Source organism: Paenibacillus cellulositrophicus (genome assembly GCF_009363095.1).
GTDB lineage: Bacteria > Bacillota > Bacilli > Paenibacillales > Paenibacillaceae > Paenibacillus_AQ > Paenibacillus_AQ favisporus.
This window is the reverse complement of record NZ_CP045295.1, coordinates 5,651,207-5,666,927: the sequence shown is the minus strand read 5'-3', so window position 1 is coordinate 5,666,927 and position 15,721 is coordinate 5,651,207. Positions and strand designations below refer to the sequence as shown.

12 protein-coding genes are annotated in these 15,721 nt (G+C 52.7%); 2 read left to right on the top strand and 10 right to left on the bottom strand.

Going from position 1 to position 15,721, the window contains the following annotated elements; all coding sequences use genetic code 11:
• Positions 1-83: 83 nt before the first annotated feature.
• Entirely contained in the window at positions 84-1,580 is a 1,497-nt protein-coding gene (locus tag GCU45_RS25865; protein ID WP_152401554.1) for an alpha-L-fucosidase, read from the bottom strand.
• A gap of 128 nt (positions 1,581-1,708) precedes the next feature.
• Here GCU45_RS25865 and GCU45_RS25860 point away from each other — a divergent pair, with 128 nt between their 5' ends.
• Positions 1,709-2,551: an AraC family transcriptional regulator gene (locus tag GCU45_RS25860; protein WP_152401552.1), complete on the top strand. Its 843-nt coding sequence runs from the start codon at positions 1,709-1,711 to the stop codon at positions 2,549-2,551.
• Between the two features lie 80 nt (positions 2,552-2,631).
• Here the strand turns inward: GCU45_RS25860 and GCU45_RS25855 are convergent, their stop codons facing one another.
• From GCU45_RS25855 to GCU45_RS25845, 3 genes are all read right to left on the bottom strand, one after another.
• Positions 2,632-3,630 carry an endo-1,4-beta-xylanase gene (locus GCU45_RS25855; protein WP_152401550.1) on the bottom strand — a complete coding sequence of 333 codons (999 nt, stop codon included), beginning with the start codon at positions 3,628-3,630 and terminating at the stop codon, positions 2,632-2,634.
• A gap of 231 nt (positions 3,631-3,861) precedes the next feature.
• A complete protein-coding gene (locus GCU45_RS25850; RefSeq protein WP_152401548.1) occupies positions 3,862-5,397 on the bottom strand; it encodes a glycoside hydrolase family 43 protein in 1,536 nt (511 codons plus the stop codon).
• A 17-nt stretch (positions 5,398-5,414) separates the two neighbouring features.
• A complete protein-coding gene (locus tag GCU45_RS25845; RefSeq protein WP_152401546.1) occupies positions 5,415-7,229 on the bottom strand; it encodes a family 43 glycosylhydrolase in 1,815 nt (604 codons plus the stop codon).
• Between the two features lie 177 nt (positions 7,230-7,406).
• Between GCU45_RS25845 and GCU45_RS25840 the strand changes: the two genes are divergently transcribed.
• Positions 7,407-8,183 carry a helix-turn-helix domain-containing protein gene (locus GCU45_RS25840; RefSeq protein WP_152401545.1) on the top strand — a complete coding sequence of 259 codons (777 nt, stop codon included), beginning with the start codon at positions 7,407-7,409 and terminating at the stop codon, positions 8,181-8,183.
• A 120-nt stretch (positions 8,184-8,303) separates the two neighbouring features.
• Here GCU45_RS25840 and GCU45_RS25835 read toward each other — a convergent pair whose 3' ends face one another.
• Genes GCU45_RS25835 through GCU45_RS25810 form a run of 6 tightly spaced genes read right to left on the bottom strand, consistent with a single transcriptional unit; the run spans position 8,304 to position 15,709 of the window.
• Positions 8,304-9,251 carry a carbohydrate ABC transporter permease gene (locus GCU45_RS25835; RefSeq protein ID WP_076169184.1) on the bottom strand — a complete coding sequence of 316 codons (948 nt, stop codon included), beginning with the start codon at positions 9,249-9,251 and terminating at the stop codon, positions 8,304-8,306.
• Between the two features lie 17 nt (positions 9,252-9,268).
• Positions 9,269-10,177: a carbohydrate ABC transporter permease gene (locus GCU45_RS25830; RefSeq protein WP_076169185.1), complete on the bottom strand. Its 909-nt coding sequence runs from the start codon at positions 10,175-10,177 to the stop codon at positions 9,269-9,271.
• Positions 10,174-12,729 carry a DUF5696 domain-containing protein gene (locus GCU45_RS25825; protein WP_152401543.1) on the bottom strand — a complete coding sequence of 852 codons (2,556 nt, stop codon included), beginning with the start codon at positions 12,727-12,729 and terminating at the stop codon, positions 10,174-10,176. The genes GCU45_RS25830 and GCU45_RS25825 overlap by 4 nt, the downstream gene beginning before the upstream one ends.
• Positions 12,730-12,746: 17 nt before the next feature.
• Positions 12,747-13,373 (bottom strand): Yip1 family protein, encoded by a 627-nt coding sequence (locus GCU45_RS25820; RefSeq protein ID WP_152401541.1) that lies wholly within the window; start codon positions 13,371-13,373, stop codon positions 12,747-12,749.
• On the bottom strand, positions 13,363-14,829 hold the full coding sequence (locus GCU45_RS25815; protein WP_152401540.1) for a hypothetical protein: 1,467 nt from the start codon (positions 14,827-14,829) through the stop codon (positions 13,363-13,365). Before GCU45_RS25815 ends, GCU45_RS25820 begins: the two co-directional genes overlap by 11 nt.
• Positions 14,830-14,845: 16 nt before the next feature.
• Entirely contained in the window at positions 14,846-15,709 is an 864-nt protein-coding gene (locus GCU45_RS25810; RefSeq protein WP_094599220.1) for a carbohydrate ABC transporter permease, read from the bottom strand.
• Positions 15,710-15,721 lie beyond the last annotated feature (12 nt).

Below are 15,721 nucleotides of genomic sequence, written 5' to 3'. Positions count from 1 at the left end.
GTAATCCAACGAGTATTATATTTTTATACTGATTATATGCCTAACTCAGCCAGCGATGCCGGTCCAAATGGATCATCGGCGTGTCACCCGAGCTCAATAGCCAGGCAGTGGGCATGATTTGTCGGCCTATGCTCCGGAAGGGAAACCACCAGAGCTCCGTAAGGCTGTTCGAACGGTACATCGCCCACCCCCAGCAGCCGCACGGACTTTACTTTGTCAGCCGGGGTCAACGTACGAATGACGGCCAGACGATCCTCCGGCCAGCGCATTTGGAAGGCGTAGAGCATATTCCCCTTCTGCGTAAATCGGTAATCTGCCGCTGTCCATTCCACTTTGTTTTCGGTGAAATGGTCAATGACCACCTGTGAAGGGCCTTCGCCTGACACGCGGAATGGGCGGGTGCCAAATATTCCTTCTTCGCAGACTCGAATCCACTCGGCCATCTCCCTGAGGATATGCGTGCACTCGTCGTCGATTGTACCATCCGGCTTCTGCGGAATATTCAAGAGAAGATTGCCGTTTTTAGAAACGATATCGACCAGGATTTCGATGACATGCCCCGGCTTTTTATACACAGACCTCACATTATAGAACCAGTCCCCTACGCATGTGTCGGTCTGCCACGGCTCAGGCTTAATGTCAGGCTCTTGGCTCCGCTCGATATCCAGCACGCCTATCGCGTATATTTCTTTTCGCCGATCCTTCTGGTTATAGACCGCACGGTTCACGCCGCCATGAATCGCCGCGCTCGTATTATACAGGTGTGCGACAGCGCGCAGTCCAGCCTCGTAGGCGGGATCATCCAGGGACAGCTCCGGCTTTTCCCAGTAGCCTGGTGTGAACGGCAGCCCGCCGTCCGAGTACAGCAGATCCGGCTGATACTTATCAATGATTTCCTTCATCACGGAAAACCAGTGACGATGCCACCATGGATTGGATGTATACCAAGGCGCAATCGAATCAGCCTGTATCCTGCCTTGATGGTGTTCCTTATTGGGCAGGTACAAATCCTCATTCGCCGGATCGTTCCCATCGTAAGGTATGCCGGCATATGGCCCCTCCTTATCGCTGCCTTTATTCCAATGAAACCAGCTGAATGTGGCGCCGAGATGCTCCGTTAGGCCAAAAGGCAGCCCACGCCGTGCGGCGGCATCCTTCCACAGAGCGACAATATCTTTTTTGGGTCCCATATTGACCGAGTTCCAGCGATGGATGCTAGAATCATAATTGAAGAAGTTATCATGGTGCATCGCCTGCGCCACGAAATATTTGGCCCCGGCTGCCGTGTATAAGTCCATTAAGGCATCCGGGTCAAACGCCTCCGCTTTCCACAGCTGCACAAGATCTTTATAGCCAAATTTCGATGGGTGCCCGTAGTGACGGACATGGTATCGGTATTGTTCCGAACCTTCGATGTAGATGTTCCGTGCATACCAGTCTCCGTACATCGGTACGGACTGGGCGCCCCAGTGCGACCAAATCCCGAACTTGGCGTCCCGGAACCACTCCGGACATTCGAATTGGCGGAGGGACTCAAAGGTAGGTTGATAGGGGCCTGCGGCGATTTCGTTCCAGTTCATCGGTATTGCCTCCTTTGCTCGAATCAGGAATTGATTTAATCCTAGCAATCCTCATACCATGAATGAATACAGAATCCTAACCTTCTGTTGGATAAAATTATCTACTCTATATAGAACGGGGAATATATATGAGCAACCAATCACTAGCAAGGCTGTATATGGAAAATCTGGACGTACGGGTCTCATCGATGGGATATAACCAGGTATGGACGGATTGGCGGGAGCTCGACTATACGCCGGACTTTAACAAGTTTTATTTGATCTGTGACGGGGAGGGATGGCTGAAAATCGGCGATTCGGAATTCCGTCCAAAACCCGGACAATGGTTTCTTATGCCTCATGGCGTGAAACAGTCCTATTCTTACACTTCAGGGCCCAGATACACGAAATATTGGTGCCATTTTACGGCTCGGATTGGAGACCGCAATCTCTTTGACCTGATTCAAACCCCACTGTATGTGGACACAAAAAATGACAGCGATGCGATCCGGCTGTTCCGCGAATTGCTCGACAGCGATGCTGCGGCTTCCATTAGCGGTCCGCTGCTTGTGAAATCAGCCATGCTAAGATTGGTTTCTTATTATATTGAGCATGCGGTTTCCTCCGAGGTCAGCCTCCATGGCTCGACGGAGCCCGAACCTCTCGAGCAGGTGATTTCGTATATTCAGAGCAGCTACCGTCACAACCTGACCATTGCGGACTTGGCAGAAAAGGCTCATTTGCATCCCAACTATTTCATCCGTGTATTTAAACGCCAGTTCGGGATTTCCCCGATCCAATACATCAAGAAAAGAAGGCTGGAGGAAGCAAAACTGCTGCTTGTGACGACGAACCTCCCGTTATCTGAAATCGGCGACCGGATCGGAATATCCGATATCTCCTACTTATCCAGAATTTTCAAGGAGTCGACCGGCTTCTCGCCGACCGCATACCGGATGACCTTCAATTCCCATCAAACGGTATCACCTTAATGAAAAGCTGGTGCAGCTGCCGTTAACACGAAAAAAAATGGTGCTTGTACAAGCACCATTCCAATGAAAAACTGCCTTGCCTAAAGAGTCAAGCCCACTGTCTTCAGCACTTCCGAATAAGACGGTTTGGGCTGATGCTTCGCATCAAATAAGAATGGCCAATTCTTTCGGCCCCGTACAGGGAAATGGTCCAGCCAGGTATAATCATCGGCAGCGCCCCAAAAAGTGACGGAAGTGATATATTCGCTGTATTCTTGGAATAACCGAAAAAATTGACCGTAACGTTCCGCTTGAAGAGCCAGCATCTCTTCCGTTGGAGCCGTTAGGTCGGTCCGCCGGTCATCGAACGCAAACATCGAAACGTCCAGCTCCGTAATATGCAGCTTCACGCCCAAACTGGCGTATTTCTCGATCGCCACGCGGATATGATCCAGCGACGGGTGATACAGGCTCCAGTGCGCCTGAAGCCCGATACCGTGGATCGGTACCCCCTGCTCAAGCAGCGATTTGACGAGCGTGTAGATTTTCTCGCTTTTCACCGGATCGGCCTCGTTGTAATCGTTGTAGAACAGCAGCGCCTCCGGATCGGCTTCATGGGCGTACTCAAACGCCTTGGCGATGAAATCCTCGCCGATGATATCGAGCCACTTCGAAGGCCGCAGCAACTCGCTGCCGCTGTCGGATACCGCTTCGTTCACCACGTCCCAAGCATAGAGTTCTCCCCGGTAACGGGATACGACCGTGTTGATATGAGATTTCATGCGGGCCAGCAGCGTCACCCGATCCGTTTGGCTGCCGTCTTCATTTTCAAACACCCATGTCGGCGTCTGATTGTGCCACACCAGCGTATGGCCCCTTACTCCCATGCCGTTGGCTTTAGCCAGGGCCACCATACGGTCTGCCGCCTCAAGCGTATACCGGTCCTCCGCAGGATGCAACCTTTCGAATTTCATTTCATTTTCGGCAGTCACGCTGTTGAAATGCTCGATAAGCAAATCACGCTGCGAGTCCAACGTCACTGGATTGACGGCGGCCCCGATCAAAAACTGTTCTTTAAACGCTTCGCGCAACCTCATCATACCTATCCCCTCCTAGAGAAGTTCTACACGCCAATGCTTCATGAAAGACACCTTCATCCCAAAGTGTAAGCCTCCTCATGATCACGCAACAACCTGCCATTGACCGTGTCCTCACCCGGCAAAGTATGGTTGTCTTCGACCACACCTTGCGACTTTCAAAATAACATCCAGCTCAAACGAGGACATTCCCACAGGCCCCCCCTTTTGGATAAGGAGCGAACGGAAGTCGGGTTACTTCAGCACCTGGTATTGAAAATCGGAAAAATCCGCCGTCCCTCCGACCTCGCGGGTGGAAAACAAAAACAGACCGATGCGGCATCCCATAAAATGGTCCAGCTTGTATACCATCTTGTGCGTAATCCCGAGCTGCCTCCAATCCGCACCATCCCGGTAATAAAACATGCACTCATCCGCATTGTTCACGAAATTGCCGATCGTCTTGAGTGTGACGGTGTTTCCGGAAACGGGAATTCTGGCGAGCTCGGTCCCGGGCTCTTCGTCGACCAATTTGCCGAAAATGGAGTGATCTTTGGCCTCCCTGGCCAGCATCACCAGGTAGAATTGGCCGGCCTCCTTGGTCAGGGCGATCAAGCCGTACGTACCGATCAAAAAGCATAAACCTGCATAATCGCCATCCTTCAGCCCGCTGCCGTCCAGCGTGACTGTCACCTCGCATGCCGGTCCCATGGCGCGCTGCGTCAGCGTATTGACCGCAAACGTCAAATTGGGGCTGATCTTGCCGGATGTGACCCGGTAGGCTCCCGGTTTGTCCGTTACGGACCATAATGCATCGTCAGGCGTATGATTCCACTGCCAAACATCCTTCAGGCGTACTTTGCCGTCTTCGTCCGGCGTGTAATCAAAGTCATCGCTTCCAACCAAAGGCTGGTAGGTATACCCCGGTCTTGTGCTTGGCAGCTCGATCATTGGGGGTGCTGCTTTGGCGAATACCGGAAAACCGTTCTCAAAGCGCAGCGGAACAAGCACCGGAATCCGGCCGACGGCGCCGTGATCCTGAAACAGCACAGCCACCCATTTCCCGTCCGGCGTATCCACGATGCCTCCCTGCGCTACGCCTGAATTGAAATACCCCATATCGTCATTAAAGACCTCTCCGCCCGTAAATTCGCCCTCCAGGGAATCCGCCGCAAAGCAGGCCTGCGTTCGGCGCCCTGAAGCCTTCGAAATATGGATAAAGAAAGCATAATACCTGCCATCGATCTTATAAAAGTGGGCACCCTCGTACCCGAGATGATACGGCTCCCGATCTTTCACGATAACGCGGTTCAGCCCGCCGGGTTTGGGACCGGAAAGATACTCCTTCAATTCGAGCAGGCGAATCTCGGTATTGCCGTATATCAGGTACGACCGGCCGTCATCGTCAAACAGCAGGGAGCAGTCGTGATAAAAGCCCTCGATGTATTGCTTCGTCCATGGACCGGTTACGCTATCTGCCGTGTACAGGTAAGTCCGGCGGGTATCGTTCGCCACGAAGATGACGTAGAATTTTCCCTCGTGGTAACGAAAAGATGGCGCCCACATGCCCTGGCCGTAAATATGTTGGCCGTCTTCGAGCCGCTGCGCCGGCGTATTGTCCAATACGTCGTACACATGTGAAGCCACCTCCCATTGAATCAGGTCATATGATCGCAGAATGACGCAGCCCGGCATCATGTGCATCGTCGTGCTCACCATATAGTAGGTATCCTCTACCCGGATCACGTCAAGATCCGGATAATCGGCCCATATAATCGGATTTGGATACATGTTCTCTCTGCCCCTTCCTAATCGCGTTGTACAATGATTTCGATCGACACCTCGGCCAAAGCCGGGTTCAAATCCCTTTCTTCCGTTAAATCAAGCACCGGATATCCGTCCATGCCGAAATGAACGCGGCGGATTCCGGAGCCTCTCGGCCCCTCTACTCCCGGTCGGGCATGGTATACGTTCCAAGTGACGCCATCGTCATCGGTAATGTAAGAATTATGGCCCGGACCGTATTCGCCCGGGACGCTTCTCGACGTCAGCAGCGGATAATTGCCCTTCGTCCAGCTGCCGGGATCCAGCAGGTCCGCATTCGCGTCGGCGGTCAGCAGGCCTACACAATAAGTAGCGTCTACCGCCGCGCTCGAAAAGGTTACAAAAATCCTGCCGTCCCGGATCAAAGCAAACGGCCCTTCATCGACAAAGGTATGGTTATTGGCCCAGCCAAAGTCCGGCTTGGTCAGCAGCACCGGATCGCTCGCCAGCCTCCACGGCTCCTTCGGATCCAATTTCGCGATATAAACCCAGGCGCCAAGATCTACAGGCACGAATTGCCGCTCCGACCAAGCCGCATAACAATCCCCGTTCACCTGGATGACGGTCATGTCCAGGGAGATCACCTTGCCCGCCTCGCATAACTCGGTACCGTCTTTCCTGACGACGCGCCGGGGCATCGACCAGTCAGCGGCGCAAGTGGGATCCCCACCCTCGCGCAGCTTCATCACGTGGCACTCTTCATAGAAAAATTCGCCTGTCGTTGCCGCATGAAAAATGTACAGCCCGTCCTCGATAATATGGAACTCGGGCGCCCATAACAGCCCTTTAATGTGATCATAGGTTTGTGTATCCAAGATTAAAGACTCGCCGGCCTGAACAAGACCGGATATCGTCTCTGCTTCCCGGATATACAAGGTTCGGTTGCCGTCGGCGTCGTTGGTCGCAATGAAATAATACTTGCCGTTCCATTTCGCGATGCAAGGGTCCGCCCGGTTCGGCGCGATCGGAAACGCATAATGCTCCTGACGAACCCTTCCCTTCACCCGATAGGTTCCCGCCTGATCCCAGCGAACCGCTGCCGTATCCCAGTCTACGGCTTTGGGGGCCGTGGTGCCGTCACTGTATACCGCGGTCGCTTTGAGCGCTTTCAAATCCATGGCCGATGCCGCCTTGATGCTATCCGGAACTTCAATGGCGACATTCTCGGGAACCGTAAGCCGGCATACGAGGCGTTGTGCCGTTTCCCGCGGAACGCGGATCACGTTACGGGGCTGGACGCCTTCAATGTCTGCCGATACGGCTTCGAGCGTAAACGCCTCCGCTTTTTCCGGAGTCCCGGCGCCAGCCAAATCATAAAGGTCCTGAATCTTATTTTGGTAGCTGCCGCCCTTCCCGTCGCTCCACCGGATGACGTATGCCTGGCTTGATTCATCGTACTCGCAAGCGACATCATGGGCGTAAGCATCGCTCTTCAAATCGACAAGCCCGATTTCTTGATACTGCAGCAAATCGTCGGAAGTAAAGAACAGCACCGCTCCTCGGCTCTCTTCATCCTGCTGTCCATCCGCCTCCGTCCGTACGGCAACGACACCGAATTTTCCGTCGGCCATACGGAAGAGGTACGGATTTTTCAGGCTTTTGGCCCGGAGCGTCCCGTTATCATGGTTCGTTGCCTTGGCGAACAGAACGCCTGAATTATGGTTCAAGGCATGGAAATGCCTGCCGTCCTCGCTGTAGGCAAGATGCATGCTGTATGCCAGTCTAGGTGCATAGATGATGTCCTCCTGCGGAGTGCGGGTATAGCATAGTACTTTGATAAATTCGCTTTTCAATATCATGGCATGCCACACCTTTATTGATCATTTCAAATACGGATTTGCTGACGGAGTAACGCCATTTCTGATTATTCTATTGACTTTATATTGGGTTTACTATGAAATTATAAATTAGGACATCTCAGCAATGAATGATCTATGCTGACAGAAACTTGATCTATTCTAAGATTGGAGATCGTGATGACGACATCCATTTACTATGTCGGATATGATGCTGCCCATCCCGGAGACTTTATTTATGACATTCCGGAAGGACATGATTTTTGGCTGCTGATTCTTACGCAAACGCCGGCCGAGTTCTGGGTTCAAGGAGAAATCCGGGAGTATTCGGCAAACTGTGCCGTTCTCTTTCCCCCTCAGCAAAAGATTATGTACCGCGCCTGCTCAGGCCAATTTGTGAATGACTGGGTCCGTTTCGAGACGGACGAATCCTACGTTTTGGAAACAACACTTCCGCAGGGCGTTCCGATTCCGGTCCCGGATCCCGGGTACTGCCGCCAGCTGTTTCAGCTTCTGGCCACCGAAAATTTTTTCAGCTGCGATTACCGGGAGCTCTCGATCGACTACCTGTTTCGGATCTTGTTCAACAAGCTGCTCGAAGCTTTTCAATCCAAGGAAAATTCGCCGCATTACCAGAAACTGCTGAATCTGCGCAAGGCGATCCATAACCGTCCCGGCGCTGAATGGAGCGTCCCTTCCATGGCCGATGACGTTCACTTGAGCCCCGGGTACCTGCAAACGCTGTATAAGGCGACTTTCGGGATTTCCTGCATGGACGACGTTATCCAGTGCAGGATCCGCCTCGCCAAGGAAAGGTTGATCCACGGATCGCTCCGAATCGCTGATATCAGCGAGCTGTGCGGATACAAAAATGTCGAGCATTTCTCCAGACAATTCCGGCGTATTGTGGGCTGCACGCCTCGTGAGTACCGGCAATCGGGTGATTTACGGCCTTGAGATTAAATCAAGCAGCTTTCTATCCGTTTCCAATAGAAACCTTCTCCTTATAGATAAATAAAATAGAGCAGCAGCATGCGGTCCCGCATGCTGCTTTTTTGTTAATACCATAACCCAACCTTACCCGACGATGCCGGTCCGTTCGATGCTTTCCACAAAGTAACGCTGCACGAACAAATAAATAATGATCAGCGGCAGGATCGCCAGCAATATGCCGGTATCCTGGACCATGCTCATATAGAAAGGATCCTTGTTGGTCGCAACCCCGCCCTCGAGCATGATGGAGAGGTTGTGCGGCAGCGACGCCAGTTGGGTGGACATCACTTTGCCCGACGTTAAATACGTTGTCGTAAAGAAGCTGTCATTCCACTGCCATACGAACGAAAACAACAGCACGGTAACGATGGCCGGAACGGCATTCGGGAGCATGATGCGCATAAAAGTTTTGCTTACGCCCGCCCCATCGATATAAGCCGCCTCTTCCACTTCTTTCGGGATACCCCGGAAAAACTGCCTGAAAATAAAAATGTACAGACCCGCCTTCAGCGAGTTTGCGGTGACTGAGGTTAGAAAGAAGGGCCAGTACGAATCCAGCAGGTTCACCGACTTCCCGGTCAGCAGCGGGATCAGCCCCATGAGGCTGAAATCCTTCAAATTCATGTAGATCGGTATCAGAATGGTCGTTGGCGGCACCAGAATGGTCAGGATGACACCTCCAAAGAGCAAATTGCTGCCTTTGAATTTAAGCCGCGCGAAAGCGTAGCCTGCAAACGCGCAGGACACGGCCGTCAGGATCGTCGTCATGGCCGATAACGTAAACGTATTGAACAGCGTGTGCCAATAGTCCATGATCGAGATGGCTTTTTTGAAATTGTCCAGCGAATAATGCTCCGGGATAAAGACGACGATCGGCGAATACAGGTCGCTCTTATCCTTGATGGCCGTTGAAATCTTTTGAAGAATGGGGTACAGAATGACAAACGACAGTCCTGCCATCAGGACCAGCCGCACGACGGTCCACAGCCAGCGCTTCCAGCTTTCGAGCGACAACAAACGGGCGATGATCAACGCTGCTCACGCTCCTTCTATTCTTGATAGAAAATTCTTTTGGAAATGAAAAACGTAATAATTAGCAAAATAACCATGATCGCCAGGAAGTAAATCCAGGCCATCGCTGAGCTGAGGCCGAAATTGAAATTTGTAAATCCCGTTTCCCTGATCAGTGTCGTCATTTCGCTCCGGGAGAACGAGTCGATCACCGTATAAATCACGTTGACCAGGATGAGCGGACTGACCATGGGCAGCGTGATTTTCCAAAACGCTTCGTAACCGGTCGCTCCCTCGATCTTGGATGCCTCATACAGCTGGGGGGATACCGACTGGATCCCTGCCAGGAAGATCAGAATTTGCACGCCCGACTGGCTGACGATCTGGTAGATGCGATCCACGGCGCTCGTCAGGTACGCGACGATGTTATCGCTGACACCGGAATTGACCATGATCCGCGTCAGCTCGCTGGTCCCCAGGCCGCTCACGGCACCGCCGGCGTTCTGCTCATTGATAGCCTGAACGAGGCTGGACGTCTCCAAATTCGCAATGACTCCAGACGCCAGGATGACCGGAAGGAAAAAGATCGATCTGGCAATGGCTCTGCCGACAAACCTTTGGTTCAGCAGTACAGCCAAAAACAGGCTGAAGATCACAATGAGCGGCACGTTGATGACCATGTTTACGATCGAGGTCGTCAGCGTACGGTTAAAGCTCGTATTGACCGTAAGGGCTTCCACGTAATTGGAGATGCCGATAAAGCTGATGTTCATGCCGTTAGCATTGGCTTCGATGGAGCTGAAGCTGTACCTTAATGAGGAAATTAAGGGTATCAGGAAAAAGAGAAGGAATCCGAGCAGCCACGGCAAAACGTAGATAAAACCCCAAAGCGCCTTCTGTTCGGCGTACGTCCGCCGCTTCGCGCCGATTTTCATGATCGACTTCAAGATTGCACACCACCCGTCAAATAGCTCTCGGCTTTCACCGTTTGGCCGTCCACCGTCACATCCGTACGGTTATAGTTCACAATGACGTATATGCCGTTCCCGTACACGGTCTTGAACACGCCTTCGCCAAGCTTCTCATGGCCCGTGATCGGCTCGTTCCGGACGTTCTTCAGCACATCGTTCACCTCGCGGTACATTTCGGCAGCCTGGTCGATCCACTGCTTGTAATGGACGGCATACAAGTCGTTATAATCCGTATCCTTTACTTTGTCATTCGGTTCATGGATCCATTCGAAGTACACGCCCGCTCCGTATTCGAGGCATCTCAGGATATACTGCCGTTCATCCGTATAGGTTGACAAGTTAAACGGGCTTCCCGTGTAGTCGACGGACCCCCGAATGACCATTTGATAGAATGGGATCTCTTCGTCCTCGATCTTGAATCGGCTGCCGGACATCGGTGCGTTCGTAATATCCGACAAGAATGGAAGCGCATAAGCGTTGCCGCCGTCCGCCATGACCTTCAAATTTTGCTGCGAGATGCTGCCCAGCGCCTGAACCGATAGTTTCTCGGACTGCGTGCGATCCAGTTGATTGTGCTTGCGGTAATCGCTGTTGAGCTGATCGGCGAGATCCCGGAGTGAAATGCCGCCGGTCTGATACCCCTTCAAGCTCTCCAGCACCGACTTGGTATAGGGAACAGTAAGCCGAGGTGATACAACATAAGAAGGCGGCTTATCCCGGTCCCTCCGATTGAGCGCCTGATCCAGCGGGTAGAGAGCGGCAGGAACGCCTCTCAGCGTTCTCGCAGCATTCGCGTTCTCGTTGAATCCCTTTCCCGTATTCGCGGTCAAAACGGCAACATCCGGAAAGAAAGAAACCCTTTGATCCTGCGTGAACGATAAGAATCCCCGCAAACCATTGCTGCCGCCGACCGCCTTATCGACCGAAATATGATCCGGAACCTCATGATCCAATCCGCCATTAAACCAGCCCGAAAATTTCAGTTTGATGTTGGAGATGTCGCGGCTCTTCATCTGGTTGATGATATCCTCCGACTGTTCGAACGTCGTGAGAGGCTCGATCGTCCGGTAAGGAATGCCGGCGACATGCTTTTCTTTGGCGATGCCGCCGACCAGCTGCAGGTAGAACGGCGTATCTGTCGTACCTGCGGCAGCCTCTTCTGGCTTAGGGAGACCTCCATGCTGCTCCAAATAACGCTGGTAGTAGCGGGCCAAGCCTTGGTAAGAAGCCTCCTCTTTGTTCAGGAACGCGTACCGGACCGTAAAATCCGTTTTCATCGCCTGTTCCTGGAACCTGGGGAGCGTACGCTCCTGGCCGTTCGCTTGCAGTGTCACTTCTCCTTTGTTCATGACATTGAAGCTGGGATATACATAGTTATAGCTGTTCAGCTTTCCGCTGATATCGGCATGAATGGCCGCAGCCGATGCGCCTTCCTCGATAATGCCGAGGATCGCGCCGCTTTCCCGGATGATGCCGAACACCGGCAGCCGGACCGCCTGCTCGGTCTTGGCATCCTCGGTCGTCTTCATCGTCAGGTCTTCCCCGTACACCGGCTGCTGGTAAGCGGGATACTGCTTTTTCCCGTTGTTGAAGTGGATGAGCGCACCGGATCCGTCCGGCACGAAGATCGCCCCCTTCTCCTTGGAACTGCCGGCGCCAAAAAAACTGAGGAAGGAAATATTCCCGATCGGATATGCGCTCGGATATTGAATACCGGATGAAGGGATTTTGGCGACTAGGCTGCCGCCGTCCAGAGCATATTCGATCGATGCGAGGAATATCCGAGGTTCCGGCTTCTCCTGTGTAAAATGCAGCTCCTCCATGTCCTTCATGAGGTCCTCTTCGGTATATCCGGCATCGTCAAATGCCTTGAAGGCGCGATCGAGCTGCAGTCCATTTAAGGCGCTGTCGTTACGGACATAGACCTTTTTATCCGGATCTTCTTTATAGGCGATTTTCAGAGCCCGCTGACCCGTTTTGTCCAGCTTGCCCAGCATCGCCTCGATCCGCTCGCTGCTGAGCATCATCGGCAAATCGGCCGCCGACTTCACGGCGGTTCCGAACTGGTACGTGACCCTTACCCCGCTTGGGATCGGTTCGAATTTGATCTGCTTATGCGAGACGCTGTCCGTGAACGTATTGATGGAATTCACCTGGCCGAAATTGTTGTAATAATCGATCTTGAGCTGGGAAGAAAGGTTGGCTTTGTTCACCCCCGAGGCGAGCGGGTCCTTGCCCTGCTCCGGCGGGTTGCTGTACCACGTCTCTCCGGTTTCCTTATTTAACACAGCGATAGCGCCCGTACTCTCATCCACGAACAGCCGCAGTCGTTCATTTTCGGCTACGCCTTTCATGCCGGCTGCGCGGGCGTCGGTGAAAGCCGCCTTCAAAGGCTGGCCCTTGGTGAATTGGGCTGCAGCCGGTGCATCATTGGCCCCGGAGCGGGCGGCGTTCGAATCGGCACAGCCGGCTAGCGCGATCCCCGCGATCAGTACCGGGAGCCACAGGGCGATTCTGGCTTTGCGCATGGTTTCTCCTCCTTTCTTTAGTTTCTCAGCATGATTTCCTGATAAATGACGTGAACGAACGAAATCATCTGCTGAATCAGTCCGAAAAACAGCAGGCAGATAAAAGCCATAAAGCCCATCGCCACGATCGTCAGGAGGATCGTCCCGATGGTTTTCGACGGCGAGTATTGATGCACGGTCATGTTGCCGACGAACAAAAGATACGCCGACCAGAGGAAGGCCGCGGTGCTGCAGAAGTTATAAAACGCCGTCTCCTGCAGCGATATGACATTGCTGAGCCAGATCCACGGGAAGTTGATAATCATCATCGGAACGAGGGCAAAGCACGTCGATGTAAAAATGTCAACGAACTTCCCTTCGCCGTCCATGAGCGTCGTCAGCGACCAGTTGGCCACGCACCAGAACAAGACCGGGACAACGATGTACACTACTTCCATCAGGCTGTTCATATCATCCGGATTGGTGATTTTGACCAGGAAGCCGCTGTACTGGTTGCTAAGGACATTGGTGATGATCATCAAAAACAAAATGATCAAGGAAGCGATCAGCATGTGCCGCTTGTTTCGTTCGTATTTCAGGTCCCAATAGGCGTTAAACGGATGCACGATGAGATAAAACGGGTATTTTACGAGCTCACGATTCAATCGTAACACCTCCTTGTCTCCTCATCCGCTTCCGGAGCTTTTTGAAGAGCAGGAGAGCTGCGGCAAGCACGATCAATCCGGTCATGACTGCCGGGAAGTATTCTCTCATCACCTCTTTGCGGTAAAGCAGGTACGCCTTTGAATAATTGGCTTGATCATAGCTTTCCTTGAAATACTGCATAGCCCCTTTGTAGTCCCCTTTCCGAAGGAGGGCCTTGCCCACGCCGGAATAAGCAAATTCCAGGTTCGCATTCATATTGATCGCCTGTTGATAGAGATCAAACGCCTTTTCCTCATCGCCCCTGTAGTAGCTCCGGACCGCTTCGTTCAACATCCGGCCGTACGCTGTTGTCTGAAATACCGTTATCTCGCCGAATGCCTTATCCAGCACAAGAAAATCGTCCCCGACCCGTTCAATCGCCGCGGGAGTGTTAAATTGGCCCATTTGGTTGCCCAAGCCGCCGAATATGTACATCAAATGTCCATCCCCGCTGTAAGTGAAGATTCTGCCCCGCTTGGAGTCGAGGACCGAATACATTTCGCTGTCGGTGACATCGATATCGATGAGCCGTGAAGGGCCGACATCTTTTGAATACCGGATATCCCCCATCAGGCTGAGATATCCCGTCCGCCGGAGAATATCGTTGCCCTGAGCGTTCAGCTTTTTGATCGGATTATTCGAGTAGTCACCGCTTGTTGCGTAAATGAAGCCTTCGTCATCCATATCCAGATTCGTGAATTCGGTAGGTGTGAACATCACCATTTGGCTCCGCTGCGCCTGCGTAGACATCCTTTTCCAGAACAGCTCCACCGGATCAACCGTCACCCGGTTAGCGCCGATGAACGAGGTGAACGCCCCGTCCGGATTGAATTCCATAAAACCGTCAAATACGCCGGTCGACATGACGTAGATCCGCTGCGCCGTGTCAACAACTACCCGAACCGGCTGAAAATCGAAATTGGCCTGCAGCAGGTCGGACTTCGGCGCTTCAAGCACCCCCGCCACCCTTAAGTTTGAATCCAGATGAACCACCCGTTTATTGCCCGTATCGGCGATAAACAGCTCCTTCCGGTCGGTCACGAAGATCCCTTGCGGGTTATTGAACGTATCTTTTTTCCCCTTGTGGTCAAAGGAATCCACCACCTTAACCGGCTTAAAATGCTCGTCGAGGACGATGATGCGGTTGTTGCCGGAATCGAGCACGTAAATCTCTTTGTCGGCCGTTACGTGGATGTCGCTCGGGTTTTTGAAGGGGCCCACGCCAAGCTGCGCGCCGTTCAACAAGGACGTGGCCTCATATGCGGCAGGAGCCGGCGTCGTGTCATTCCAGAAGGAATAGTTGTAGGAGGCGCTGCCTTCGGCGTGAGCCGCATTTACGCCTATACTCGTCCCCAGCAGGCAGCAGAGGGCAGCCACCAGGAGGTACTTTTTCACTTTCGGTATGCTCATTCGCATCGTGCTAGTCTCCCCTCTATTCTTTCATTCCGGAGGTCGCCATCGTCTGAAGGACGTTGCTCTGCGAAATGATAAAGAGTGTAATCGGCACGACCATCAGAATCAGCGCGACGGCAGCTCCCACGCCGGCACGGGCAATCCCGCCCGCGGTGATTTGGCCTAAGGCGTAGTGAAGCGTCTTGAGGTTCTCGCTGTAAATGAAATTGCCTCCGTCTGAGCCCCAGAGCATCGGAAACTGCAAAATCATCAACGTTAGCCAAGCAGGCTTCACATTGGGCATGACGATCGTCCAATAAATCCGGTATTCGTTCGCCCCGTCGATTTTGGCCGCTTCCAGCAGGGCATCCGGAATCTGCTCCATGAACTGCTTCATCAGGAATAAGCCTAACGGGAACGCAAGCGACGGGACGATAATCGATGCGTGCGTATTGATCCAGCCGAGCCAAGACATCACCATATAGTTGGGAATCGCCGTAACATGCCCGGAAAACATCAAGGACATGACGACGATCGAGAACAGGATCTTGGACCCGGGAAAACGGTATTTTGCCAGCGGATAGGCCGCGGCGGACGACAGCAGGATATGGCCGATGGTCCCTACAATCGTAATGAAGAGTGTGTTCACGATATACCGTGACAGCGGAACCCAGGAATTTCCCATTAACGCCACCAGATCGTAAAAGTTGTCCATCGTCGGATTGTTCACGAAGAAACGCGGCGGAAACAGAAACAGTTCGTTCAGCGGTTTAAAAGCATTATTAACGGCGTAGATCAGCGGCAGCGCCATGAATGCGCCGAATACGGCCAGGAACGCAAACAGCATAAAGCTGACGGTAAAAGAGCGGTTCAGCCTTCTCGGCATGCGAAAGGCGGCCATCATTCTCGTCACCAA

Bases quoted from the DNA above. Each gene is read 5' to 3' on its own strand.
- GCU45_RS25840 (WP_152401545.1), top strand. From the start codon at position 7,407: ATGACGACATCCATTTACTATGTCGGATATGATGCTGCCCATCCCGGA.
- GCU45_RS25850 (WP_152401548.1), bottom strand. From the start codon at position 5,397: ATGTATCCAAATCCGATTATATGGGCCGATTATCCGGATCTTGACGTG.
- GCU45_RS25810 (WP_094599220.1), bottom strand. From the start codon at position 15,709: ATGATGGCCGCCTTTCGCATGCCGAGAAGGCTGAACCGCTCTTTTACC.
- GCU45_RS25865 (WP_152401554.1), bottom strand. From the start codon at position 1,580: ATGAACTGGAACGAAATCGCCGCAGGCCCCTATCAACCTACCTTTGAG.
- GCU45_RS25855 (WP_152401550.1), bottom strand. From the start codon at position 3,630: ATGATGAGGTTGCGCGAAGCGTTTAAAGAACAGTTTTTGATCGGGGCC.
- GCU45_RS25845 (WP_152401546.1), bottom strand. From the start codon at position 7,229: ATGATATTGAAAAGCGAATTTATCAAAGTACTATGCTATACCCGCACT.
- GCU45_RS25860 (WP_152401552.1), top strand. From the start codon at position 1,709: ATGAGCAACCAATCACTAGCAAGGCTGTATATGGAAAATCTGGACGTA.
- GCU45_RS25815 (WP_152401540.1), bottom strand. From the start codon at position 14,829: ATGCGAATGAGCATACCGAAAGTGAAAAAGTACCTCCTGGTGGCTGCC.
- GCU45_RS25825 (WP_152401543.1), bottom strand. From the start codon at position 12,729: ATGCGCAAAGCCAGAATCGCCCTGTGGCTCCCGGTACTGATCGCGGGG.